Here is a 22,780-nt window from a genome sequence, read left to right as displayed (position 1 = left end):
GTAGTCCTTCACGGGCAGAATTCCCATGGATGTTAACCCCTTTGGCTTGTCTTGCCAGTGCAATGCGCTACCATGGCCCTCCCTTTTTTTGTTGCCTGCCACCATGCACTGTCCCTTTTGCGGTGCCAACGACACCAAGGTCATCGATTCTCGCCTCGTTGCCGAGGGCGAGCAGGTGCGCCGCCGCCGCGAATGTGTGGCCTGTGGCGAGCGTTTCACCACCTTCGAAACCGCCGAGCTGGTGCTGCCCCGGCTGATCAAGCAGGACGGCACACGCCAGCCCTTCGACGAAGACAAGCTGCGTGCCGGCATGCAACGGGCCCTGGAAAAGCGCCCGGTCAGCGTCGAACGGCTGGAAGCGGCGCTGGCGCACATCAAGAGCCGGCTGCGCGCCACTGGCGAGCGCGAAGTGAAATCGCTGGTGGTGGGTGAAATGGTCATGGCCGAGCTGCGCAAGCTCGACGAAGTGGCCTACATCCGCTTTGCCTCGGTGTACCGGCGCTTCCAGGACCTGGACGAGTTCCGCGAAGAAATCGACCGCCTGGCCCGTGAGCCGGCTAAAGAGTGAACATGCCCAGCCAAGCCGCCATCCTTGACGCCCACTACATGGCCCGCGCGCTGGAGCTGGCGCGCAAAGGCGTGTACACCACCCACCCCAACCCCCGTGTAGGCTGCGTGATCGTGCGCGACGGCGAAGTGGTCGGCGAAGGCTGGCACGTGCGCGCCGGCGAGCCGCATGCCGAAGTGCATGCCCTGCGCCAGGCCGGTGAGCGTGCCCGCGGTGCCTGCGCCTACGTCACCCTGGAGCCGTGCAGCCACCATGGCCGCACGCCGCCCTGTGCCGAAGCGCTGGTCAACGCCGGTGTGGCGCGGGTGGTGGCTGCCATGCAGGACCCTAACCCGCAAGTGGCGGGGCAGGGCCTGCGGCGTTTGGCCGAGGCGGGTATTGAAGTGGCCAGCGGCGTGCTCGAAGCCGAGGCCCGCGCGCTCAACCCGGGCTTTCTCAAACGCATGGAACATGGCCTGCCGTTCGTGCGCGCCAAGCTGGCTATGAGCCTGGATGGCCGCACCGCCATGGCCAGTGGCGAAAGCCAGTGGATCACCGGCCCGGCTGCCCGTTCCGCGGTGCAGCGCCTGCGTGCCCGTTCCAGCGTGGTGCTGACCAGCGCTGCCAGCGTGCTGGCCGACAACGCCCGCATGACCGTGCGCGGCGACGAGCTGGGCCTAGACCCCGAAACCACCGCCCTGGCGCTCAGCCGCACACCGCTGCGCGTGTTGGTCGATGGCCGCCTGCGCCTGCCACTGGATGCGCCGTTCTTCCAGGCCGGCCCGGCCCTGGTGGTGACCGCTGTCGCAGATGACCCAGGCTATGCCGCTGCCGGCCACGAGTTGCTCAGCCTGCCGGGCGACAATGGCCAGGTCGACCTGCCTGCGCTGCTGCAAGCCCTGGCGGCGCGTGGCGTGAACGAAATCCTGCTGGAAGCCGGTGCCGGCTTGGTCGGCGCCTTTGCCCGGCAAGGCCTGGTCGACGAGTACCAGTTCTTCGTCGCCGGCACCTTCCTCGGCTCCAACGCCCGCCCGTTGCTGGACTGGCCGCTGGACAAGATGAGCAAAGCACCGCGGCTGAAAATTACCGAAATGCGCGCAGTGGGCGATGACTGGCGGGTCACGGCCATCCCCCTGCCGGCGCCCGGCGTATAATGCCGGGCTTGCCCCGTGCAAACCGTTTTTGAGGAAGACCCCATGTTCACCGGCATCATCGAATCCATCGGCACCATCCGCAGCCTCACCCCCAAGGGTGGCGACGTGCGCGTCTACGTCGAGACCGGCAAGCTCGACCTGGATGACGTCAAGCTCGGCGACAGCATCGCTGTCAACGGTGTGTGCCTGACCGCTGTCGAACTGCCGGGTGACGGCTTCTGGGCCGACGTCAGCGTCGAAACCCTCAAGCGCACCGCATTCATCGACCTCAAGAGTGGCAGCAAGGTCAACCTGGAAAAGGCCCTGACCCCCACCACCCGCCTGGGCGGGCACCTGGTCAGCGGCCACGTCGACGGGGTTGGTGAAATCATCTCGCGCAGCGATAACGCCCGCGCCATCCAGTTCCGCGTGCGTGCACCGAAGGAACTGGCCAAGTACATCGCCCACAAGGGTTCGATCACCGTCGACGGCACCAGCCTGACGGTCAATGAGGTCAATGGCGCCGAGTTCGAGCTGACCATTGTCCCGCACACCCTGTCCGAAACCATCATGGCCGACTACCGCGCAGGGCGTCGGGTAAACCTTGAGGTCGACCTGCTGGCCCGTTATCTGGAGCGCTTGCTGCTGGGTGACAAGGCTGCTGAACCGAGCAAGGGCAGTGGCATTACCGAAAGCTTCCTGGCCGCCAACGGCTTCTTGAAATCCTGATTGAGAAGGGGGTGCCGCGTGGCGCTCAACAGCATCGAAGAACTGGTTGAAGACATCCGCCAGGGCAAAATGGTCATCCTCATGGATGACGAAGACCGCGAAAACGAAGGCGACATCATCATGGCAGCCGAGTGCTGCCTGCCTGAGCACATCAACTTCATGGCCAAGCACGCCCGTGGCCTGATCTGCATGCCGATGACCCGCGAGCGTTGCGAAACGCTGAAGCTGCCGCTGATGGCGCCGCGCAACGGCTCGGGCTTCGGCACCAAGTTCACCGTGTCGATCGAAGCCGCCGAAGGCGTTACCACCGGCATTTCCGCCGCTGACCGCGCCCGTACCGTGCAGGCTGCCGCCGCCAAGGATGCCAAGGCCGAAGACATTGTCAGCCCAGGCCACATCTTCCCGCTGATGGCCCAGCCTGGCGGTACCCTGGCCCGCGCCGGCCACACCGAAGCCGCCTGCGACCTGGCGCGCATGGCTGGTTTCGAGCCAAGCGGCGTCATCTGCGAAGTGATGAACGACGACGGCACCATGTCGCGCCGTGCGGAACTGGAAGTGTTCGCCGCCGAGCACGGCCTGAAGATCGGTACCATCGCCGACCTCATCCACTACCGCATGATCCACGAGCGCACTGTGCAGCGCGTTTCCGAGCAGCCGGTGGAAAGCGAGCTGGGTGAGTTCAACCTGGTCACCTACCGCGATGCGGTGGAAGGCGACGTGCACATGGCCCTGACCCTGGGCAAGATCTGCGCCGAAGAGCCAACCCTGGTGCGCGTGCACAACATGGACCCGCTGCGCGACCTGCTGCTGGTCAAGCAGCCGGGCCGTTGGAGCCTGCGTGCGGCCATGGCTGCCGTGGCCGAGGCCGGCAGCGGCGTGGTGCTGCTGCTGGGCCACCCGCTGGACGGCGACGTGCTGCTGGCGCACATCCGCGAAAGCGCGGGCGATGCACCGGCCAAGGCACCGACCACCTACAGCACCGTGGGTGCCGGTTCACAGATCCTGCGCGACCTCGGTGTGCGCAAGATGCGCCTGATGAGTTCGCCGATGAAGTTCAATGCGATATCCGGATTCGATCTGGAAGTTGTAGAATACGTGCCCTCCGAGTGACTTGAGGCGGCAGTGACGCCCTCCAGCTCGAGTCCATACCCCTGTCGAGGCCGCCAGCATGCGGCCTCGCTCTTGAAGATGAGAATATCGGAATGACCCTGAAGACCATCGAAGGTACCTTCATCGCCCCCAAAGGTCGCTATGCTTTGGTGGTTGGCCGCTTCAACAGCTTCGTCGTCGAAAGCCTGGTAAGCGGTGCCGTTGATGCCCTGGTACGCCACGGTGTCAGCGAAAGCGACATCACCATCATCCGTGCCCCGGGTGCATTCGAAATCCCGCTGGTGGCACAGAAGGTCGCCCAGCAAGGCGCCTACGACGCGATCATCGCCCTGGGTGCCGTGATCCGTGGTGGTACCCCGCACTTCGAATACGTGGCGGGCGAATGCACCAAGGGCCTGGCCCAGGTATCCATGGAGTTCGGTGTTCCGGTGGCCTTCGGCGTACTGACCGTCGACTCCATCGAGCAAGCCATCGAACGTTCCGGCACCAAGGCCGGCAACAAAGGTGCTGAAGCTGCCCTGTCCGCTCTGGAAATGGTCAGCCTGCTGGCGCAGTTGGAGGCCAAGTGATTAGCGACGAAAGCGATCGTTTCAACCCGCGCGATCCAAAACCTGCGGATGCCGGCAAGCCCTCGAAGAGCGCCAAGCGCCGCGAAGCCCGCAAGCTCGCGACCCAGGCCCTGTACCAGTGGCACATGGCCCAGCATTCGCTGAACGAGATCGAAGCGCAGTTCCGGGTGGATAACGATTTCACCGATGTCGACGGTGCCTATTTCCGCGAGATCCTGCATGGAGTCCCGGCAATCAAGGGCGAAATCGACAAGGCGCTGGTGCCTTGCATGACCATCGCACTGGAAGAGCTCGACCCGGTCGAACTGGCCGTGCTGCGTCTGTCCACCTGGGAACTGATCAAGCGCGTCGATGTGCCTTACCGCGTCGTGATCAACGAAGGTGTCGAGCTGGCCAAGGTCTTCGGTGCCACTGATGGCCACAAGTTCGTCAACGGCGTGCTGGACAAGCTCGCTCCGGCCCTGCGTGAAGCAGAAGTCAAGGCGAACAAGCGCTGATTCCGGCGCTGCCTGCCCATGGGTGAGTTCGAGCTGATCAACCATTACTTCGCCGCCGCGCCCTGTGCGCAGGGCGGCGAGGGCGTGGCACTGGGGATCGGTGACGATTGCGCCCTGCTGCAGCTTCCCCCGGGTGAGCAACTGGCGGTGTCGACCGATACCCTGGTCGCCGGGGTGCATTTTCCTGCTGTCTGCGATCCGCTTCTGCTCGGCCAGCGCTCGTTGGCCGTGGCGGCCAGTGACCTGGCGGCCATGGGTGCGACCGCAATCGGCTTCACCCTCGCCCTGACCCTGCCGGATGTTGGCCCAGACTGGCTGGCCGCCTTTGCGGACGGCCTAAGCCGCATGGCCCACCGCTGCCGCATGAGCCTGATCGGGGGGGATACCACCCGAGGGCCACTGAGCATCACCGTTACCGTGTTCGGCCGCGTGCCGGCTGGCCAGGCGTTGCGCCGCAGCGGTGCACGGCCAGGCGACTTGCTGTGCGTCGGCGGGGTTTTGGGCAAGGCCGCCGGTGCATTGCCGCTGGTACTGGGTGAGCGCGAGGCGCCCGCCGAGCTGGCTGAGTCGCTGCTTGCCCATTACTGGTCGCCGATGCCGCAGCTCACCCTGGGCACGCTGCTGCGCGGCCAGGCCACCGCAGCACTGGACATCTCCGATGGCCTGCTCGCAGATTGTGGGCATATCGCCAAGGCGTCCGGCGTGGCGCTGGAGATGAACCTGGATCAGGTGCCAGTGTCTCCTGCTGTAGAGGCCTTCCTCGGCCGCGAGGCGGCAGTGCAGGCTGCGCTTGCGGGTGGCGACGATTACGTGCTGGCCTTCACGCTGCCGCCTGAGGCGCTGGCGCCCTTGGCCAACCTCGGTTTCGTCGAGGTGCATACCATTGGCCGTGTGCTCGAAGGGCAGGGTGTGACCTTGCGCGACGCGCAGGGCCGGGACATCACCCCCGTTCAGCGGGGCTATCAACACTTTAGGGAGACACCGTGACCGATCACCCCAACCAGGTGCCTGCGGAGTTCGTTCCGCCTTCGGTCTGGCGCAACCCGTGGCACTTCATCGCCTTCGGCTTCGGTTCCGGCACCTTGCCCAAGGCCCCAGGCACCTGGGGTTCGCTGGTGGCCATACCGTTCATCCCGTTGTGGCAGATGCTGCCCGACTGGGGGTACTGGCTGCTGCTCGGCGTGAGCATGCTGTTTGGCTTCTGGTTGTGCGGCAAAGTCGCCAATGACTTGCGTGTACACGACCATGAAGGCATTGTCTGGGATGAGATTGTCGGCATGTGGATCACCCTCTGGCTGGTGCCGGAAGGCTGGCAGTGGCTGCTGGCAGGGTTCCTGATGTTCCGCTTCTTCGACATCCTCAAGCCGTGGCCGATCCGCTGGATCGACCGCCATGTGCACGGGGGCGTCGGTATCATGCTCGACGATATCCTGGCCGGCGTGTTCGCCTGGCTGGGCATGCAGGTTCTGGTGTGGGCGGTTGCCTGAAACAGGGAGCGCGTGAATGGCCATAAGGACTGTGCTGCTGGCAATGCTGCTGAGTGTTGCCCCGTGGGTGACAGCTGCTGACGGTGTGCCGAAGCAGATACATTTGGTCAGTGAAGAGTGGCTCGACTATACCAACGCCGACGGTACCGGGGTCGCCTGGGACGTGCTGCGCAAGGTGTTCGAGCCGGCCGGGGTCAAGGTGGTGACCCAGAGCGCGCCCTACAGCCGGGCGGTCGGGTTGGTGAAACGGGGCGAGGCTGATGCCTGGGTGGGTTCGTACAAGGCAGAGAACGACGATAACCTTTACCCGCGCTGGCACTTCGACATGGACCATATCTACGCCTTGGGGCTGGCCAGCAAGCCTGTGCCCACCTCTGAGAACGTGGGTAAATACCGCCTGGCGTGGGTACGCGGCTATGACTACGCCAGCTATCTGCCCAATGTGCATGACTTCCGGGAAGTTCAGCGCCGCGAAGGCATCTTGCCGATGCTTGAGCATGACCGGGTGGATTTCTATATCGATGCGCTGACCGAGGTTGACTACGTGCTCGGCCAAAGCTCCCAGCCTGAGCGCTTCCGTCGCACGCATGTGGCCGAGCTGCCGCTGTACCTGGCCTTTACCCGTAACGACCAGGCCAAAGCCTTGAGCGACCTGTTTGACAAGCGCATGGCCGAGTTGGTGCGCAGTGGCGAACTGAAGCCGATCTTCGAGCGCTGGAAGCAGCCGTATCCGTTCACTTCGGATAGCAAACCGCACTGAAGCCAGGGCCGGGCCTGGATAGCCTAAGCATCGAACTTTTCGATCTTAAGCCACGGTATTCAGCCAGCCCACATCCCCCAACCTGCTGATACAATCGGCTCACGAGAAATTTCCTACTTATTCCAGGAGCACAACGTGCCCGTCGTCTTTGTTGCCGCCTCTAAACTCCCGACGCCTTTCGCGACTTTCACCATGCATGGCTTTCTCGACGAAGCCACTGGCCGTGAGCACGTTGTGCTCAGCCTGGGTGACATCGCGGACGGTCAGCCGGTGCTGGGGCGTCTGCACTCCGAGTGCCTGACCGGCGATGCCCTGTTCAGCCAGCGCTGCGACTGCGGCTCTCAGCTGGAAGCCGCGCTGCAGGCCATCGCCCGTGAAGGCCGTGGCGTGCTGCTGTACCTGCGCCAGGAAGGCCGTGGCATTGGCCTGCTGAACAAGATCCGCGCCTACGAGCTGCAGGATGGCGGCGCCGACACCGTCGAAGCCAATGAGCGCCTGGGCTTTGCCGCCGACCAGCGCGACTATGCCATGTGCCTGCCGATGCTGGAGCACCTGGGCGTGAAGTCGCTGCGGCTGATGACCAACAACCCGCGCAAGGTCAAAGCCCTGACCGACATGAACATCGTGGTTGCCGAACGTGTGCCGCTGCACACCGGCCACAATCCGCACAACCGCTACTACCTGGCGACCAAGGCCGGCAAATTGGGCCACATGCTGGGCAACGAACACCAAGGCGAGGCGCCCCAGGCGTGACCCGCACCGAGGTCAAGCGGCGCCTGGCGCTGGCCTGGTGGCAGTACCTGGCGGTGGGCCTGGTGCCGCTGCCGGTGATGACCTGGGCCTTTGGTGGCGGTGACGCACTGATCCCGGTGCTGGCCATGCCACTGTTCATTGCCGGCGCGGCGACCATGTTCCTCAGCCTGCCGCGTTTCGGGGCTTACAAGCGGGCCCTGATCGCCACCTCCAAGGTGCTTGGCACGGGCGAAGAGCCCGCCGCCTGGATCGAACTGGCGCGGGTTCGGCGCTTGGCCATGCTGTATGCCTGCTTCCCGGCCTGGGTCGCTGCGCTGTCGGTGCTGGTCGGACTGGAAGCGGTGCCGCAGATCCTGCTGGCGCTGTCCACCGTGGTGGTGCTGTACCTCTATCGCATTCCGCGTCAGCTCGGTTAATGCGCCTGCTGGCTGGCCTTCTGGTGCTGGTAGCCTGCACCGCACTGGCCGCTGAACCCATGCGGGTCGTCAGTCTGGCGCCGTCGATGACTGAAATCATGCTCGAACTGCAGGCCGACGACCTGCTGGTGGGTGTGCTTGACGGTGGTGAACGGCCGGCGGCGCTGCGCGACCTGCCCTCGGTGGGGCGCCAAGGGCAACTGGACATGGAGCGCCTGCTCAGCCTGCGCCCTGACCTGTTACTGCTGTGGCCTGGCAGCGTGCCGCCCGCCCAGCGCGACCAGCTCAAGCGCCTGGGCATTGCGACTTTCAGTGCCGAACCCCATGACATCAAGCAACTAATTGAGCAGATCGAGGCCATTGCCGGGCGCGTCGGGCGTGCCGAGCAAGGCCATCAGTACGCCCAGGCCCTGCGGGAGCGGTTGGGGCAGCTGCGTCAGCAGTATCGGCGCGATGAGCCATTGCAGGTGTTCTATCAGGTCTGGGACCGCCCCTTGTACACCTTGGGTGGCCGGCAGGTGGTCAGCGATGCCTTGGCCGTGTGCGGGGCGCGCAATGTGTTCGCCGACCTCAGTCAGCCGGCGCCACAGGTGAATGTGGAGTCTGTGCTGCTGCGCAACCCGCAGGTCATCCTGGCTGGCGATCAGGCGCAGCTTGCGAGCTGGAAGGCCTGGCCGCAACTGCGTGCGGTTGCCGATGGCCGCTTGCTGGTGGTACCTGACAAAGGCCTGGAGCGCCCCAGCGGGCAGATGATCGAAGCCACCGCCCGCCTGTGCGCGTTGCTCGCGGCTAAAGCGCCGGCGTCCAGGTAAGGCTGAACAGCAGCGTACGGCCTTCTTCTCGGTACGGGTGGTAGGCGCCTTCATAGCTGTAAAGGGCACGGTTGTAGGCGCGGTCCAGCAGGTTATCCAGCTTTGCTTCCAGTTTCACTTCATCCGTGGCTGCCCAGCTACCGCGCAAACCGAGCAGGCCATAGCCGCCGATGCGGTTGCGGTTGGCTTCATCGTCATAGCTACTGCTGACTGCTTGCCAGCTTGCCCCCACGCTGAAACGCCCCAGTTCACGGTCCAGGTCCAGGCTCAGTGTGCGGCGGGCACGGCGGGCGAGGGTGTGGCCGCTGTCGCGGTCACGCGGGTCGATCAGTGCCAGGCCCAGCTGGCTGCGCCACGGGCCCCATTGTTGCGCCAGGGCCATCTCGAAACCGTTGATGCGTGCCGAGGCGACATTGCGGGGTATCGAGTCCTGGCCGAACACGATCGCATCGCGCAGGTCTGCGCGGTACAGCGAGGTTTCCAGGCGGCTGTCCGTGGTCAGCTGGCTGCGCCATTGCAACTCGTAGCTTCTGGAGTGCTCGGGGTCCAGGCCCGGGTTGCTGAACTGGGGGTAATACAGGTCATTGAAGGTTGGCGCCCGAAAGCCTTCGCTGTAGGACAGCAGCACGTCGTTCTGCGCATTCAACGGTACGGTCAGGCTGCCGCTCCAGGTGGTCTGTCCGCCGAACTGCTGGTTACGGTCAAGGCGCACGCCGACTTCGGTGGAGAATTGCTCGCCTTTGTAACGATGCTGGACGAATACGGCGCGGTTCCAGCGGCTGTCCTCGGTGAAATCGGTGCTGGCGTGCACGCGGTCTTCGTACCAGTCGCCACCCAGCAGCAGGCTGTGTTGCTCGCCCAGGGCCAGGTCGTTCTGCCAGGAAACCTGGTCACGGTAGGTGTTGAACACGAAGCGTTCGGCGCTGAGCTTGTCGCGCTTGTCGTCGCGGTTCTCACTGTGGGCCAGTTCCAGCCGCGAATGCCAGGTATCGGTGACCTGGGCATCGAAATAGCTGCCCAGGCTGCTAACGCTGAAATCGGTGTAGGGCTTTTGCCCGAAGCTTTCGAAGGTGACCGGGTCGAAGCCGCCGAACGGGTTGTCGTACTCGCTGCGGCCACGGCTGTCGAGCAGGTTCAGGCCGGCCTCGAAGCGTTCGCCGAAGGTGTGGCTCAGGCTCAGGTTGAGCGACTTGTTGCGGTAGGCGTCGTGGTCGCCGTCGCTGGCGAATGATGGCCCGGTCGAGTCGATGCCGGCGGTTTCATCCAGGCTGGCGCCGAGGTTGAACCGGGTTTCGCCATTACCTCCTGAGAGGCCAAGGCTTCGCTGGAACGTCTGGTTGCTGCCCGTTGCCAGGCGCAGGCGCGGTTGCAGGCCGTTGCCATTGCTACGGCGGGTAAAGATCTGGATCACTCCACCAATGGCATCGCTGCCGTACACCGCCGAGCGCGAGCCGCGCAGCACTTCGACACGTTCGATCTGGTCCACGTCCAGAAATTGCAGGCCGCTGTCGCCAGAGGTCGCGTTGGCGATGCGTACGCCATCGACCAGCACCAGGCTCTGTGCGGCCTTGGTACCGCGTATGAAGATGCCAGGCAGGCTGCCACGGCCACCGGTGGGGGCCACTTGTACGCCGGGCACGCGGGCGAGTAGGTCGGTGACGCTGGTGGGTTGCAGGCGGTCGATGTCGGTGCGGGTGAAGACGGTGTTCGCGGCGCTGGTGGCGGTGCGTGACTCGACCTGGCGGCTGGCGCTTATGAGTACGTCGGGGAGCTTGAGGGCGTCGTCGCGTTCGGCAGCCAGCAGCGGGAGAGGGAGGCAAAGCAGGGTGGCAAAGGTTGGGTTTCTCATTTTCTGCACCATAGCATTCGCGGGCACGCCCGCTCCCACAGGTATATCTCCGGCCTTAAGAGCAGTGGATTACCTGTGGGAGCGGGCGTGCCCGCGAATAGGCCCTAGAGGCCGAGCTTGGCCATGCGGGCCTTCACCGAAGCTTCGATCCCCGCTGCATCCAGCCCACACTCAGCCAGCATTTGCGCAGGCTTGGCATGCTCGACATAGATGTCCGGCAGCCCCAGGTGCAGCAACGGTTTGACCACGGCTTCGTTGGCAAGGAACTCACCCACCGCAGCACCCGCGCCACCCATGATGGCGTTCTCTTCAATGGTCACCAGCAGCGAGTGGCTGCCAGCCAGCTCCAGCACCAAGGCTTCGTCCAGCGGCTTGACGAAACGCATGTCGACCACAGTCGCGTTGATCTGCTCGGCCACTTGCATGGCCTCGGCCAGTTGAACACCAAACACCAGAAGGGCGACGTTCTCACCTTGGCGACGAACCACGCCCTTGCCGATTTCCAGCGGTTCGAGGTCGCCGCTGATCGGCGCATTCGGGCCGGTGCCACGCGGGTAGCGAACAGCCGCCGGACCGTTGTACAGGTGGCCGGTGCTAAGCATCTTGCGCAGCTCGTTCTCGTCGCTCGGGGTCATCACCAGCATGCCTGGGATGCAGCGCAGGTACGACAAGTCGTAGCTGCCCGCGTGAGTCGGGCCGTCTTCGCCAACCAGGCCGGCGCGGTCGATGGCGAACAGTACGTCGAGGTTCTGCACCGCCACGTCGTGGATCAGCTGGTCGTAGGCGCGCTGCAGGAAGGTGGAGTAGATCGCCACCACCGGCTTGCTGCCCTCGCAGGCCATACCGGCTGCCAGGGTGACGGCGTGCTGCTCGGCAATCGCTACGTCGAAGTAACGTTCTGGGTAGCGCTCGCTGAAGGCTACAAGATCCGAGCCTTCCTTCATCGCCGGGGTAATGCCCACCAGGCGGTTGTCGGCGGCAGCCATGTCGCACAGCCACTGGCCGAACACGGCAGAATATTTCGGCCCGCTGGCTTTTTTCGGCGCGGCAGGCTTGTCGGCCGGCTCTAGCTTGGTGATGGCGTGGTAGCCGATCGGGTCAATCTCGGCCGGGGCGAAGCCCTTGCCCTTCTTGGTCACCACATGCAGGAACTGCGGGCCTTTCAGGTCTCGCATGTTGCGCAGGGTGGCGATCATGGTCGGCAGGTCGTGGCCGTCGATCGGGCCGATGTAGTTCCAGCCCAGCTCTTCGAACAGGGTCCCGGGGGCGAGCATGCCCTTGGCGTACTCCTCGGTGCGACGGGCAATTTCCCAGGCGCCGGGCAGGCGCGACAGCACTTTCTTGCTGCCTTCGCGCATGCTCGAGTAGGTGCGGCTGGAGAGAATCTTGGCCAGGTAGTTGGACAGGCCACCGACATTGCGCGAAATCGACATGTCGTTGTCGTTGAGGATCACCAGCATGTCGGCGTTGACCTCCTGGGCGTGGTTCAACGCCTCGAAGGCCATACCGGCGGTCAGCGCACCATCCCCGATCACCGCAATCGACTTGCGCGCGCTGTTTTGCAGGCGGGCGGCAATGGCCATGCCCAGTGCGGCGCTGATCGAGGTGCTGGAGTGGCCAACGCCAAAGGTGTCGTACTCGCTTTCGCTGCGGCGCGGGAAGGCGGCGATACCGTCCTTCTGGCGCAGGCTGAGCATGCGGTTACGGCGCCCGGTGAGGATCTTGTGCGGGTAGGCCTGGTGGCCGACGTCCCACACCAGTCGGTCGTCCGGGGTGTCGAATACGTAGTGCAGGGCGATGGTCAGCTCGATCACGCCCAGGCCGGCACCAAAATGCCCACCGGTCTGACCCACGGTGTAGAGCAGTTCCTGGCGCAGTTCGTCGGCCAGGGTCTCCAGGTCGGCTTCGGCCAGCCGGCGCAGGCCGGCAGGCGTGTCAGCGCGGTCGAGCAACGGCGTGACCGGGCGTTCGCGGGGGATCTCTTGAAACGTCGTGGGCATCAGGCGAGTCGTTATAGGTGTGTGAAGACGCGGCAGTTTACCCCATTGTAGGAAAAGCTGCCCATTCATGCGGGTGGCAGTTGGGGCCGCTCTGCAGCCCCAATCAATCAGTTACGGCGTTCGACAATGTAGCGCGCCAACGCCCGCAGCGGCTCGGCCTTTTCGCCGAACCCATCCAGTGCGACCAGCGCCTGGTCGCGCAGTTCGATCGCATAGGTCTTGGCCGCTTCCAGCCCTAGCAGTGCCGGGTAGGTCGGTTTGTCACGGGCTATGTCAGCGCCCTGGCGTTTGCCCAGGGTGGCGGTGTCGCTTTCAACGTCGAGGATGTCGTCCTGCACCTGGAATGCCAGGCCGATAGCCTGTGCGTAAGTTTGCAGGGCATCCAGCTGCGCCTGTTCCGCATGGGCGCTGGCCAGGGCTCCGAGACGTACGCTGGCTTCAATCAGCGCGCCAGTCTTGTGCCGGTGCATGAACTCCAGCGCCTGCTGGTCCAGCTTCAGGCCAACCGAGCCGAGGTCGATGGCTTGGCCACCGACCATACCAGCCGGGCCGGCAGCTTTGGCCAAGGCCTGGACCATGGCCAGTCGAATGCTGTCGCTCTGCGGGCTCAGGCGCGGGTCGAGCAGGGCGCTGAACGCTAGGCTCTGCAAGCCGTCGCCAGCCAGAATGGCGCAGGCTTCATCGAAGGCTTTGTGAGTGGTCGGCTGGCCGCGACGCAGGTCGTCGTCGTCCATGGCCGGCAGGTCGTCATGCACCAGCGAATAAGCGTGAATCAGTTCGACCGCGCAGGCTGCGCCGTTGGCTTGTTCGGCCGGGGCACCCAGGGCTTCGCAGGCTGCATAGGCCAGCAATGGGCGCACACGCTTGCCGCCGTTCATCACGCTGTAGCGCATGGCGGCATAAAGGCGTTCCAGCTCTTTGGTCGGGGCGACGAACAGGGGTTCGAGGGCTGCGTCGACACGCGCCTGGCAACTGGCCTGGTAGGTGCCGATCATGCTTCTGGCTCCGCGTCGAAGGGCTGGGCAGCCAGCTCGCCATCGCGCTCCAGCAGAATTTGGACCTTCTGTTCGGCCTGGGCCAGGGCACTTTGGCAATCACGGGTCAGGGCGATGCCTTGCTCGAAGGCGGCCAGCGACTCTTCCAGCGACAACTCGCCGTTCTCCAGGCGCTCGACCAGTGCTTGCAGGTCTGCGAGGGATTGCTCGAAATCGAGGGAGGCTTTTTTGCGGGCCATGGCGACTGTCTCGGTGGCATGTCAGAACGGCGCGACACTAGCAGAGCGGGGCGGGGGGAGCAAACTTCAGGGGTAATGAGGCGGGTTTCACAGGCCCTTTCGCGGGTAAACCCGCGAATGGCCCCAAGGTGATCTATCAGGCAGGCTCGGCTTCCCGCTCCAGCATCGCCTCCCGATACCGCGCCAGCTCCTCGATGGTCAGCACCGGCAAGTTGTACTGCCGCGCATACACCGCTACCTGCTCGCCACGGGCCATGCTGCCATCGGGGTTCATCAGCTCGCACAGCACCGCCGCAGGGCGCAGGCCGGCCAGGCGTGCCAGGTCCACCGAGCCTTCAGTGTGCCCACGGCGGGTCAACACCCCGCCATTGCGGGCGCGCAGCGGGAACACATGCCCTGGGCTGACGATATGGCGTTGTTCGGCGCTGGAACGCAATGCTGCGCCAATGGTGGTGATGCGGTCCTGGGCAGAAACCCCGGTGGTGATGCCTTCTGCCGCTTCGATGGTGACGGTGAAACCGGTGCCGTGGCGGGCCTGGTTGTTCTGCACCATCGGCGCCAGTTGCAGTTCGTCAACGGTGGCTTCGTCCAGGCACAGGCAGACGATGCCGCTGCAGTCGCGGATCATCATGGCCATGGTCTGCAGCGTGATGTTTTCGGCAGCCGCAATGATGTCCGCTTCGTCTTCGCGGTCGTCATCATCAAGCAGCAATACAGGGCGCCCGGCCTGGAAGGCGGCGATGGCGGCAGAAACATTGGGGAATTGCGGGTGGTGAAGGGTGGACATGAAACGCTCCTCGTGAATGATCGATGAACGTCTCGGGGCGAACAAAATGCGCGCGCAGGGGCGCCCGGATAGGCCCCTGCCTGACGCCTTCTTTCATCCGGACTATGACCGTCGGCTCTGGAGTCGCACCAGATCTGCTGACCCCCGGCATAGCCGGGGCGCTCGCGGGCTCATCTTTCGATTTACCGCCGGTGGGGACTTTCACCCCGCCCTGAAGACCGGCCAAGCATAACGCACATGGCCACCTCACTGGCAACCCACGCGTCTACGACCTTCGGCGGGCTGGCCAGAGATGCCATAGCCATCTACCACACAGTACGTCATCGCAACTTCTAAAGTGCCGGGCAGCCCGCTTGGGGCAGATACTTGAGGATTGCAGATATGGCCACGCTTTACCCGTTCACTGCCAACGACGTGACAGATGCCTTTGCCGTGCTCGACAACACGCTCTTCGACAAGGCACGTGAGGCTGATGGGCCTGACAGTGACCCCACCCCGAACATGCTAATCGTTGCGGGGGCGCAAGGGTCGGGCAAGACTTACTTGCTGGAGAAGCAGTTGCTACCCAGCAAGCGCTACGAGAACCATGTGCGGCTTTATTTGCCTGAGTTCCGCAAACTGCACCCGCACTACGCACAGATGAGCGAGCACGGTGTGTTGCATGTTTACCAACACACCGAAGCCTTCGTCAGAGCGCTGAGCGGCAAGGTTTTCGAGTATGCCTTCGCCAACCGCTACAACATCATCATGGAGTCGGCACTGGACGATGAAGCGTTCGCCGGTTTCCCGCCTGCTGCCGTAGAGGCAGGTTACCGCTTCGAGATTCACATGATTGCCTGCAAAGAGGAGTTCAGCCACTGGGCAACCCTCGACCGTGGCGTTAAAAGTGTCGTCAAGGGTGAAATCGAGCGGTTCGTGGCGTTGTCGCAGATCCAGGCTTCCCAGGCGAATGCCCGGAAGATCCTGAACGCTTTTGAAAGTGCCTGCCTACAGGCACCCGGGTCGCAAGTGACGCTTTATGAACGAGGCTTCGAGACGGATCAGCAGAGCAAAGTGCTGTGTCACAGCCGGTGTGATGCCCAGGGTGTGCTGACCCCACAGGCGGACTACGATGGTCAGCCGTTCTTCCGGGCGCCTTACCACGACATACCTGTTGAAATCCGGCGCAGCCCTGAGGGCAGTGGTTCTGGCGTTTACCTTCAGTTCTTCCAGGTTGTGCATGCCAGCATGCTCGATGAGCCGGTGCGCCAGCAGATGGTCGCGGCATGCTGCAAGACGCTTGGCCGGACACCAGATCTTGTAGCCCGGATTCCCAGGGATGCCTTCCGTGAGCTGAGCCAGTACGTGCTCAAGTACATCTATCCTTGACGATGCGACGGAGCAGCAGGCCGGAGCGGGATTCCCTGTTATCTGGCCTACTGCTCGATCACCGCGTTCAAGGAAGCCCCCAGCATTTGCCCATGATCCAGCCCATCGAACCGTTCGAAGCGCACCTGAAGGCTTTTTACCTTGGCCAGATCCGCCGCCAGCTCGCGCGCGGGCTTCTCGACATCGCCTTTAAGCTGCGCCCTGGGTTTCGAGGGTTCTTCGCTGCCCCGGTCACCGCTGGCGCCGAGCTTGCTCGGATCTTGGGGCGACGGGTACAGCGCTTGGCTCAGCTCGGTCTTTTCGACGCCAGGGGCCAGATGGCAACCAATGCACATGGCGTTGTAGTTACCGGCGCCGATGCGAATCAGGTTTTCATTCTTGAGGTTCGGTACCTCGATATCCCTGGCCCGTACCTCGATGGACCGATCCCTGGCCATGGCCAGAAAGGCATGCACGGCCGGGAAATGGGGATCATCAGCCCCGACGTTCACCAGGCCAAAGTAAGCTGCGCCCAATACGCCGGCACCGGCGACGGCGCCTGCTGCTGCAAGCGTTGTAATTGTTTTTTTCATCTCGGGCTCTCAAAACCACATGCGGATGCCGGCAATGAAACGCGCTTCATCCACAGCGCCGCCCTCGTCGCGGATGAAATCGGCCGTTCTGCCATAGGAACGGTTCCAGGTGATGCCTATGTAAGGTGCGAACTGGCGAACAATTTCATACCGTAGCCGCAGCCCGACCTCCGTATTGGCCAGGCCAGAGCCCACACCGCGCTCAGGGTCGTTCTTGCCATAGAAATTGGCTTCGGCGGTGGGCTGAAGAATCAGGCGATTGGTCAGCAGAATGTCGTAGTCGCCTTCCAGGCGCGCGGCGGTTTGACCGTTCTCACCCAGGAACGCGGTGGCTTCGGCCTCGAAGCCGTAAAGCGCCATGCCCTGGATACCGAATGCAGCCCAGGTCTGCGGGGATTGCGGTTTGAAATCCTGGCGCACCCCGGCAACCACATCCCACCAGGGGCTGACAGCGCGGCCATAGAGCAACTGCAACTCGGCATCTTCGGTGACGCCGTTGGTGCGTTCGCCTTCGGAGCGAAACCACACCCGGTTGATATCGCCGCCGACCCACCCGGTAGCATCCCAGGCCAGGGTGCTTCCCTCGTCTGCATCCTGATACTCAAGCTGGTCCAGCAAGAAGAGGCTATTGAGTGCGCTGTCGTGCACCTGATGCCCACCCAGCGGGGGGAATGCCGCCTGCCGGTCTGCATCCGTCAATTCGGGAATCGGCGTTCGGCTGGTCGTCGCAGGGGTGGCAGCACCATGGTTCATCTTCGAGTGATCCATGCTCCTATGATCCATGCCCTTCATCGCGCCATGGTTGTCGCTGGACCACGACGACGGGGCGTAGACAGCAAGCAGGCCTGCGGTGGCAGCAGAGAGGAAAATTGCGCTTTGCTTCATAGGTTTTTTCATCTCGGACTTCCCGCTCATTCGTCCACGCGGACTTCTCGGAACATGCCCATTTCCATGTGGAACAGCAGGTGGCAGTGATAGGCCCAGCGCCCCAAGGCATCCGCAGTCACGCGGTAACTTCGCTTCGAGCCAGGCGGCATGTCGATGGTGTGCTTGCGCAGCATGAAGTTGCCGTTCTCATCCTCCAGGTCGCTCCACATACCATGAAGGTGGATGGGGTGAGTCATCATGGTGTCGTTGACCAAGGTGATACGAAGGCGCTCCCCGTATTTGAGACGCAGCGGCTCGGCATCGGAAAACTTGACCCCGTCGAACGACCAGGCGAACTTTTCCATGTGGCCTGTGAGGTGCAACGCGAGGGTGCGGCCAGGTTCTCGGCCGTCGGGATCAATGAAGGTGCTGCGCAGGTCCGCATAGGTCAGCACACGGCGGCCGTTGTTACGCAGCCCGATGCCCGGGTCGCTCAGTTTCGGCGTCGGGCTCATCGTCTGCATGTCGACCAAGGGGTTGTTGGTCTCTGAGTCAGGATGGCGCTGCATGGCCCCACTCATGCCGGCCATCTGGCTGTGGTCCATGCCGGCCATGCTGCTATGGTCCATCCCCGCCATGCCGCTGTGATCCATACCCATGTCGCTCATGGAAATCAACGGGCGTGGATCAACAGCTGGAACAGCCGCTTGCAAGCCTTTGCGGACAGCCAACGTTCCCCTGGCATAGCCGGTACGGTCCATGGATTGAGCAAAGAGGGTGTATGCCTGCTCATCTTCGGGCTCGACAATCACATCGTAGGTTTCAGCAACCGCGATACGGAACTCGTCGACCGATACCGGCTTCACATATTGCCCATCCGCCGCAACCACGGTCATCTTCAGGCCGGGAATACGCACGTCGAAATACGTCATGGCGGAGCCGTTGATGAAGCGCAGGCGAATTTTTTCGCCAGGCTTGAATATCCCCGTCCAGTTGCCGCCCGGTGTCTGGCCATTCATGAGGTAGGTGTAGGTGTACCCGCTCACGTCCGCGAGATCGGTGGGGCTCATGTTCATTTCGGCCCACATCGTGCGATCAGCCACCGCAGCGGACCAGCCCATTTCGCACACGTCGTTGACGAAATCACCCACCGTCCGTTTGTGGAAGTTGTAGTAGTCAGACTGTTTCTTGAGCTTGGACAGCACCCGGGCAGGGTCTTCATCCGTCCAGTCGCTGAGCATCACCACGTAATCCCGGTCATAGGTGAACGGCTCGGGTTCTTTCGCATCGATGACCAGCGCGCCGTACACCCCAACCTGTTCCTGGAAGCCTGAGTGGCTGTGGTACCAGTAGGTGCCGTTCTGATGGACTTTGAACCTGTACTCATACAGGCCATCCGGGGCGATGCCATCGAAGCTCAGGCCAGGCACGCCATCCATGTTGGCCGGCAGGATGATGCCGTGCCAGTGGATGGAGGTGTCCTGCTTCAAACGGTTGCGCACGCGAAGCGTAACGGTATCGCCTTCGCGCCAGCGAAGCGTTGGGCCAGGTATAGAGCCGTTGATGGCCATCGCTGTGCGCGTTGTGCCGGTGATATTGACCGGCAGTTCACCGATGTACAGGTCGAAGTCGCTGCCCGTCAGCACGGTTGGCTGGCCAGGGCTGTTCAAGGCCCACACCGGCGTGCGCCACATGCCCAACCCGCCGAGCAGTCCGGTAGCGGCCAGGCTTTTGACGAAGGTGCGTCTTGTGGTTTTGCTTTGCATGCCGTTGCGTCCAGTCGTGTGGAGTGCGGATATCCTGGCTGCTGGATGTCGCAGCCCACGACCAAACTAGCGAGTTGCCGCTGTCAGAAAACTGAGTTCGACATTACTTTTTCGTCAGCTTCTCGAAGGGGGGAGGCAGGCTGCAGAGGGCTTGGGATGGCTTTCGGCGAGGCATTAAAAAGCCGGCTTGTGGCCGGCTTCTCGGGGACGCTTCCGACTAATTTATGGTAAGCCGCAATCGCCTTAACTGAGTGGCCATCAAGGGCCTGAAAGAAATGGCAGATGCCCGTGTGGGATATCGCCAGAGCCCTCTGGACCGCGGCTTGCGCAGGTCGGGGCTGAATGTGCCGCGTAGCATACAAGGGCACGCGCAGGATGCCCAGCAAAAAATGGCACAGGGTGTTTCAGCCAGGCCGCTGTTGGCGGAAATGCGACCAGTGAAACACCCAGCCAAGAATTTCCAGGCCCTGCGCCTGGCACTGTGCGGGGGTGTAGCGTTCGACTGCGTAGTTGCGCCGGTCATGGCTGTGCAGGTACAGCGTACCGTGCTGGCCAAGGCTGAGGTTGTTCACCCTGAGCATGCCGTTGTGCAGCAGGGCATAGGTTTCGCCCTCTACCACTCGGGTCATGCCCAGGTCGATGGCCAGGCTGGCATTCAGCGGAATCAGCGGCAGCATGTTGCTGGCCGGCATCGCCAGGCAGATCGCATTGGCAGCATGCACACCCAGCCCCCTCAACGCTTTTGCCGGCAAGCGCAGGTGTTTGCTGGCCACCGGCGACAGCAGGCCTTGTTGCAACTGGTAGTAGGGCACCTTAACTGCCCGGCCATGTTCCACCGACAGCGGAGAGGGCGGGTTGACGGGCGTCGGCCGGGGCGCGCCGCTGCGCAGGATCGGGTTGGGATGTTTGGGCCCTTCTCCGGTGCGTAGCCAACGGCGATGCACGCAGAACAAGTCGGCCAGTTCGTCCAGCCGGGCCAAAGGCACACCCCGTTTGAACCAGTTGTTGACGTGCTGCGGTGTGACGCTGCGTTGGGCGGCAAAATCGGAAGGGGTCAGGCCACATTCGTGGAGCAGGGCTTTGAGGCGGTCGCCGGAAGTGTTCATGCTGGCGAGTGTAGCGGCGGGGGGGCAGCAAGCATATGAACCGGGTGTTGACAGGGGTTGTACGAAAAGGGGTGGTTTGTAGGGAGTTGATGTAGGACTGCGTAGGATTTATTACCAGCAACCTGAGCATCGCCCGTTCAGGCATAAAAAAACCCCGCCATGGCGGGGTTCTTCCTGCAACCGGTATCAGCCTTTGTAGGCAGCAACCGATTTGGTGATCGCGGCACGGGCGGCGTCGGCGCCTTCCCAGCCTTCGATCTTGACCCACTTGCCTTTCTCGAGATCTTTGTAGTTGGCAAAGAAGTGCTCGATCTGCTGGATCAGCAGGGCTGGCAGGTCGGTGTATTCCTTCACGTCAACGTACAGCTGCGACAGCTTGTCGTGAGGAACAGCGATGACCTTGGCGTCGCCGCCGCCGTCGTCGGTCATGTTCAGCACGCCAACCGGACGGGCGCGGATAACCGAGCCTGGCGCTACCGGGTAAGGGGTAACAACCAGCACGTCCAACGGGTCACCGTCGTCAGCCAGGGTGTTCGGGATGAAGCCGTAGTTGGCTGGGTAGAACATTGGGGTAGCCATGAAACGGTCGACGAACAGGGTGTCGCTGTCCTTGTCGATCTCGTATTTGATCGGCGCGTGGTTGGCCGGGATCTCGATGGCGACGTAGATGTCGTTCGGCAGGTCTTTGCCCGCCGGAATCTTGCTGTAGCTCATTGGGCAGTGCCCCCGTGTTTGACCAAAAAAGTGGCGGCGATTATAGGCACATTCTGCCGGGGCATGCCACGCCTGGTCTGATGTGCGGCCCCGTCAGGCGTGGCTTTCGCGGTATTCGGGGTGTTCTGCCTGTAGCCGGCGCAGGCGCGCCAGCGGGTCTTGCCGGTAGAACAGCGACAACTGGCGGTAGACCAATGGATAAGCCTGCTGCAGCAGGTCGGGGGCACTAAAGAAGTATTCGCTGGTGACAGCAAAGAATTCTGCCGGGTTTCCCGCGGCATAGGGGTCGATGGCGGTTTCGGCGTCGGGGTTGGCGTCCAGCTGGCGGTTGAGGTCGTCGTAGGCCTGTTGCATGGCCGTTGCCCACTCATCCACCGGCATGCCGCTGTGCAGCGGGGGCAGGCCGTTGGCATCGCCATTGAGCATGTCGAGCTTGTGCGCCAGCTCATGGATGACGAGGTTGTAGGCCTCCCAGCCGCCACTGGCCAGCACGCCGTTCCAGGCCAGGATGATCGGCCCCTGCTGCCAGGCTTCGCCGCTGTGCTCACCGTCCCAGACGTGCTCCACGCCACTGGCATCGCGGTGGCGCTGGGGGCTTTTGAAGTCGTCGGGGTACAGGATAATTTCGTGGAAGCCCTGATACCAGTTCAGCTCGCCCAGGTGCAGCAGTGGCAGTTGCGCCTGGGCGGCCAGCAGCAGGCGCTGCTCGTCGTCCAGTTCGACGCCGGGCAGGCAGGTGAGGTGCTTGTCGAGCAGGAACAGGATGCAGGCTTCGCGCAGCCAGTGGTCTTCGGCGTCACTGATGCCGTCCAGCATCGGCAGGCGCTCGCGTACAGCCTGCCATTGCTGGGGGGAGATGGGGTAGCGCGCCAGGGTGCGCTTGCGCCGCCAGGCGCTGAACGACCACATGAGTGGCGGTCAGTGAGCCTTGGCGGCCCGGCCCAGGCGGCCGCGCAGCAGGCCGAGGATCATCGGCACCAGCGACAGGATGATGATGCCCACCACCATCAGCGACAGGTGTTGCTTGATGAACGGCACGTTACCGAAGAAGTAACCCAGGGTAACCAGGCCTCCCACCCACAGCAGCGAACCGGCGATGCTGAAACCGAGGAAGCGTGGGTAATGCATGTGTGCGATGCCGGCGACGAACGGTGCAAAGGTACGCAGGATGGGCAGGAAGCGCGCCATGGTCACGGTCTTGCCGCCGTGGCGTTCGTAGAAGTCGTGGGTACGCTGCAGGTAATCGCGGCGGAAGATTTTCGAGTTGGGGTTGTTGAACAACCGCTCGCCGGCCGTTCGCCCTATCACGTAGTTGGTACTGTCCCCCAGAATGGCGGCAGCCATCAGCAGGCCGGCCAGCAGCACCGGGTCCATGCCACCACCAGCGGCCACGGCGCCAGCGATGAACAGCAGCGAATCGCCTGGCAGGAAAGGCATTACCACCAGCCCTGTTTCACAGAAAATGACGGTGAACAGGATGGCGTAGATCCAGGGACCGTAATTGGTGACCAGCAGATCGAGGTAGGCATCGAGATGCAGGATAAGGTCCAGCGGGTTGAAATCCATGTACAGCACCTGTGTTCTGGGGCGTAGGCTCGGTTACCTGGGGATGGGTAAATTTTCACACATGACAGATGGGGCATTATACGGCTAAGTCGCGAACATGCCCGGGGAGTTTGTAGCGGGGGGTTACGGCGGGGGTAT

General features: G+C 63.1%; 24 protein-coding genes, 2 pseudogenes and 1 riboswitch. Of the genes and pseudogenes, 13 read left to right on the top strand and 13 right to left on the bottom strand.

Annotated elements, in window-relative coordinates; genetic code table 11:
- Positions 1–103 precede the first annotated feature (103 nt).
- The 12 genes from nrdR (at position 104) to ACF8MI_RS07125 (ending at position 8,813) form a co-directional block, all read left to right on the top strand.
- The gene (gene nrdR / locus ACF8MI_RS07180; protein WP_009685710.1) at positions 104–568 is read left to right on the top strand and encodes a transcriptional regulator NrdR; all 465 of its coding nucleotides are present in this window, start codon (positions 104–106) and stop codon (positions 566–568) included.
- A 2-nt stretch (positions 569–570) separates the two neighbouring features.
- Positions 571–1,701 (top strand): bifunctional diaminohydroxyphosphoribosylaminopyrimidine deaminase/5-amino-6-(5-phosphoribosylamino)uracil reductase RibD, encoded by a 1,131-nt coding sequence (ribD, locus tag ACF8MI_RS07175; RefSeq protein ID WP_156867947.1) that lies wholly within the window; start codon positions 571–573, stop codon positions 1,699–1,701.
- 42 nt (positions 1,702–1,743) lie between these two features.
- Entirely contained in the window at positions 1,744–2,409 is a 666-nt protein-coding gene (locus tag ACF8MI_RS07170) for a riboflavin synthase (RefSeq protein WP_060499542.1), read from the top strand.
- Positions 2,410–2,427: 18 nt separating this feature from the next.
- Entirely contained in the window at positions 2,428–3,519 is a 1,092-nt protein-coding gene (ribBA, locus tag ACF8MI_RS07165) for a bifunctional 3,4-dihydroxy-2-butanone-4-phosphate synthase/GTP cyclohydrolase II (protein WP_016484697.1), read from the top strand.
- 92 nt (positions 3,520–3,611) lie between these two features.
- Entirely contained in the window at positions 3,612–4,088 is a 477-nt protein-coding gene (gene ribE, locus ACF8MI_RS07160) for a 6,7-dimethyl-8-ribityllumazine synthase (protein WP_003255395.1), read from the top strand.
- Positions 4,085–4,585 carry a transcription antitermination factor NusB gene (nusB, locus tag ACF8MI_RS07155; RefSeq protein ID WP_003255393.1) on the top strand — a complete coding sequence of 167 codons (501 nt, stop codon included), beginning with the start codon at positions 4,085–4,087 and terminating at the stop codon, positions 4,583–4,585. The genes ribE and nusB overlap by 4 nt, the downstream gene beginning before the upstream one ends.
- A gap of 18 nt (positions 4,586–4,603) precedes the next feature.
- The gene (gene thiL / locus ACF8MI_RS07150; protein WP_200929044.1) at positions 4,604–5,572 is read left to right on the top strand and encodes a thiamine-phosphate kinase; all 969 of its coding nucleotides are present in this window, start codon (positions 4,604–4,606) and stop codon (positions 5,570–5,572) included.
- Positions 5,569–6,072: a phosphatidylglycerophosphatase A gene (locus ACF8MI_RS07145; protein ID WP_003255391.1), complete on the top strand. Its 504-nt coding sequence runs from the start codon at positions 5,569–5,571 to the stop codon at positions 6,070–6,072. The genes thiL and ACF8MI_RS07145 overlap by 4 nt, the downstream gene beginning before the upstream one ends.
- 16 nt (positions 6,073–6,088) lie before the next feature.
- Positions 6,089–6,832 carry an ABC transporter substrate-binding protein gene (locus ACF8MI_RS07140; protein WP_060499540.1) on the top strand — a complete coding sequence of 248 codons (744 nt, stop codon included), beginning with the start codon at positions 6,089–6,091 and terminating at the stop codon, positions 6,830–6,832.
- 135 nt (positions 6,833–6,967) lie between these two features.
- Entirely contained in the window at positions 6,968–7,585 is a 618-nt protein-coding gene (gene ribA / locus ACF8MI_RS07135; RefSeq protein WP_012270291.1) for a GTP cyclohydrolase II, read from the top strand.
- Complete coding sequence (locus tag ACF8MI_RS07130; RefSeq protein ID WP_200929045.1) at positions 7,582–8,001, top strand: MFS transporter; 420 nt, start codon at positions 7,582–7,584, stop codon at positions 7,999–8,001. Before ribA ends, ACF8MI_RS07130 begins: the two co-directional genes overlap by 4 nt.
- Positions 8,001–8,813, top strand: coding sequence for a cobalamin-binding protein (locus tag ACF8MI_RS07125; RefSeq protein ID WP_060499538.1), 813 nt, complete (start codon positions 8,001–8,003; stop codon positions 8,811–8,813). The genes ACF8MI_RS07130 and ACF8MI_RS07125 overlap by 1 nt, the downstream gene beginning before the upstream one ends.
- Here ACF8MI_RS07125 and ACF8MI_RS07120 read toward each other — a convergent pair.
- The 5 genes from ACF8MI_RS07120 to ribB all read right to left on the bottom strand — a co-directional run bounded on the left by ACF8MI_RS07120 (position 8,791) and on the right by ribB (position 14,683).
- Positions 8,791–10,662, bottom strand: a complete 1,872-nt coding sequence (locus tag ACF8MI_RS07120; RefSeq protein ID WP_200929046.1) for a TonB-dependent receptor domain-containing protein — start codon at positions 10,660–10,662, stop codon at positions 8,791–8,793. The genes ACF8MI_RS07125 and ACF8MI_RS07120 overlap by 23 nt on opposite strands.
- Positions 10,663–10,766: 104 nt before the next feature.
- Positions 10,767–12,662, bottom strand: a complete 1,896-nt coding sequence (dxs, locus tag ACF8MI_RS07115; protein ID WP_104833534.1) for a 1-deoxy-D-xylulose-5-phosphate synthase — start codon at positions 12,660–12,662, stop codon at positions 10,767–10,769.
- Between the two features lie 107 nt (positions 12,663–12,769).
- Entirely contained in the window at positions 12,770–13,657 is an 888-nt protein-coding gene (gene ispA / locus ACF8MI_RS07110; RefSeq protein WP_060499535.1) for a (2E,6E)-farnesyl diphosphate synthase, read from the bottom strand.
- Positions 13,654–13,896 carry an exodeoxyribonuclease VII small subunit gene (locus ACF8MI_RS07105; RefSeq protein ID WP_060499534.1) on the bottom strand — a complete coding sequence of 81 codons (243 nt, stop codon included), beginning with the start codon at positions 13,894–13,896 and terminating at the stop codon, positions 13,654–13,656. Before ACF8MI_RS07105 ends, ispA begins: the two co-directional genes overlap by 4 nt.
- Positions 13,897–14,032: 136 nt before the next feature.
- The gene (gene ribB / locus ACF8MI_RS07100; protein ID WP_016715363.1) at positions 14,033–14,683 is read right to left on the bottom strand and encodes a 3,4-dihydroxy-2-butanone-4-phosphate synthase; all 651 of its coding nucleotides are present in this window, start codon (positions 14,681–14,683) and stop codon (positions 14,033–14,035) included.
- Positions 14,684–14,764: 81 nt separating this feature from the next.
- A riboswitch (FMN riboswitch) is annotated at positions 14,765–14,906 on the bottom strand.
- A 158-nt stretch (positions 14,907–15,064) separates the two neighbouring features.
- Here ribB and ACF8MI_RS07095 point away from each other — a divergent pair.
- Positions 15,065–16,051, top strand: coding sequence for a zeta toxin family protein (locus ACF8MI_RS07095; protein ID WP_200929047.1), 987 nt, complete (start codon positions 15,065–15,067; stop codon positions 16,049–16,051).
- A 47-nt stretch (positions 16,052–16,098) separates the two neighbouring features.
- Here the strand turns inward: ACF8MI_RS07095 and ACF8MI_RS07090 are convergent.
- From ACF8MI_RS07090 to ACF8MI_RS07055, 8 genes and pseudogenes are all read right to left on the bottom strand, one after another.
- Positions 16,099–16,281, bottom strand: a pseudogene (locus tag ACF8MI_RS07090) (alpha/beta hydrolase); the annotation flags it as partial.
- Positions 16,282–16,623, bottom strand: a pseudogene (locus ACF8MI_RS07085) (cytochrome c); the annotation flags it as partial.
- Between the two features lie 9 nt (positions 16,624–16,632).
- Positions 16,633–17,508: a copper resistance protein B gene (locus tag ACF8MI_RS07080; RefSeq protein ID WP_233458212.1), complete on the bottom strand. Its 876-nt coding sequence runs from the start codon at positions 17,506–17,508 to the stop codon at positions 16,633–16,635.
- A gap of 26 nt (positions 17,509–17,534) precedes the next feature.
- Positions 17,535–19,256, bottom strand: a complete 1,722-nt coding sequence (locus ACF8MI_RS07075) for a copper resistance system multicopper oxidase (protein ID WP_200929049.1) — start codon at positions 19,254–19,256, stop codon at positions 17,535–17,537.
- A 404-nt stretch (positions 19,257–19,660) separates the two neighbouring features.
- Positions 19,661–20,362, bottom strand: a complete 702-nt coding sequence (locus ACF8MI_RS07070; RefSeq protein WP_060499530.1) for an XRE family transcriptional regulator — start codon at positions 20,360–20,362, stop codon at positions 19,661–19,663.
- Between the two features lie 186 nt (positions 20,363–20,548).
- Positions 20,549–21,076: an inorganic diphosphatase gene (ppa, locus tag ACF8MI_RS07065; RefSeq protein WP_003255365.1), complete on the bottom strand. Its 528-nt coding sequence runs from the start codon at positions 21,074–21,076 to the stop codon at positions 20,549–20,551.
- Between the two features lie 93 nt (positions 21,077–21,169).
- Positions 21,170–21,985, bottom strand: coding sequence for a zinc-dependent peptidase (locus tag ACF8MI_RS07060; protein ID WP_392517439.1), 816 nt, complete (start codon positions 21,983–21,985; stop codon positions 21,170–21,172).
- Positions 21,986–21,994: 9 nt separating this feature from the next.
- A complete protein-coding gene (locus tag ACF8MI_RS07055) occupies positions 21,995–22,642 on the bottom strand; it encodes a DedA family protein (RefSeq protein WP_016715375.1) in 648 nt (215 codons plus the stop codon).
- Positions 22,643–22,780: the final 138 nt, after the last annotated feature.

This window comes from Pseudomonas sp. yb_9, from assembly GCF_043103635.1.
Classification (GTDB): domain Bacteria; phylum Pseudomonadota; class Gammaproteobacteria; order Pseudomonadales; family Pseudomonadaceae; genus Aquipseudomonas; species Aquipseudomonas monteilii.
Note: the sequence above shows the minus strand (reverse complement) of the source record. Positions and strands in the feature narration are given on the sequence as shown.

Excerpts from the sequence above, each read along its gene's own strand:
- ACF8MI_RS07125 (WP_060499538.1), top strand. The coding sequence starts at position 8,001 with ATGCGCCTGCTGGCTGGCCTTCTGGTGCTGGTAGCCTGCACCGCACTG.
- ribE (WP_003255395.1), top strand. The coding sequence starts at position 3,612 with ATGACCCTGAAGACCATCGAAGGTACCTTCATCGCCCCCAAAGGTCGC.
- ACF8MI_RS07080 (WP_233458212.1), bottom strand. The coding sequence starts at position 17,508 with ATGAAGCAAAGCGCAATTTTCCTCTCTGCTGCCACCGCAGGCCTGCTT.
- nrdR (WP_009685710.1), top strand. The coding sequence starts at position 104 with ATGCACTGTCCCTTTTGCGGTGCCAACGACACCAAGGTCATCGATTCT.
- ACF8MI_RS07095 (WP_200929047.1), top strand. The coding sequence starts at position 15,065 with ATGGCCACGCTTTACCCGTTCACTGCCAACGACGTGACAGATGCCTTT.
- ACF8MI_RS07105 (WP_060499534.1), bottom strand. The coding sequence starts at position 13,896 with ATGGCCCGCAAAAAAGCCTCCCTCGATTTCGAGCAATCCCTCGCAGAC.
- thiL (WP_200929044.1), top strand. The coding sequence starts at position 4,604 with ATGGGTGAGTTCGAGCTGATCAACCATTACTTCGCCGCCGCGCCCTGT.
- dxs (WP_104833534.1), bottom strand. The coding sequence starts at position 12,662 with ATGCCCACGACGTTTCAAGAGATCCCCCGCGAACGCCCGGTCACGCCG.
- ACF8MI_RS07055 (WP_016715375.1), bottom strand. The coding sequence starts at position 22,642 with ATGGATTTCAACCCGCTGGACCTTATCCTGCATCTCGATGCCTACCTC.
- ribD (WP_156867947.1), top strand. The coding sequence starts at position 571 with ATGCCCAGCCAAGCCGCCATCCTTGACGCCCACTACATGGCCCGCGCG.
- ACF8MI_RS07070 (WP_060499530.1), bottom strand. The coding sequence starts at position 20,362 with ATGAACACTTCCGGCGACCGCCTCAAAGCCCTGCTCCACGAATGTGGC.
- ppa (WP_003255365.1), bottom strand. The coding sequence starts at position 21,076 with ATGAGCTACAGCAAGATTCCGGCGGGCAAAGACCTGCCGAACGACATC.
- ACF8MI_RS07075 (WP_200929049.1), bottom strand. The coding sequence starts at position 19,256 with ATGCAAAGCAAAACCACAAGACGCACCTTCGTCAAAAGCCTGGCCGCT.
- ACF8MI_RS07140 (WP_060499540.1), top strand. The coding sequence starts at position 6,089 with ATGGCCATAAGGACTGTGCTGCTGGCAATGCTGCTGAGTGTTGCCCCG.
- ispA (WP_060499535.1), bottom strand. The coding sequence starts at position 13,657 with ATGATCGGCACCTACCAGGCCAGTTGCCAGGCGCGTGTCGACGCAGCC.
- ribB (WP_016715363.1), bottom strand. The coding sequence starts at position 14,683 with ATGTCCACCCTTCACCACCCGCAATTCCCCAATGTTTCTGCCGCCATC.
- ACF8MI_RS07060 (WP_392517439.1), bottom strand. The coding sequence starts at position 21,985 with ATGTGGTCGTTCAGCGCCTGGCGGCGCAAGCGCACCCTGGCGCGCTAC.
- ACF8MI_RS07170 (WP_060499542.1), top strand. The coding sequence starts at position 1,744 with ATGTTCACCGGCATCATCGAATCCATCGGCACCATCCGCAGCCTCACC.
- ACF8MI_RS07120 (WP_200929046.1), bottom strand. The coding sequence starts at position 10,662 with ATGAGAAACCCAACCTTTGCCACCCTGCTTTGCCTCCCTCTCCCGCTG.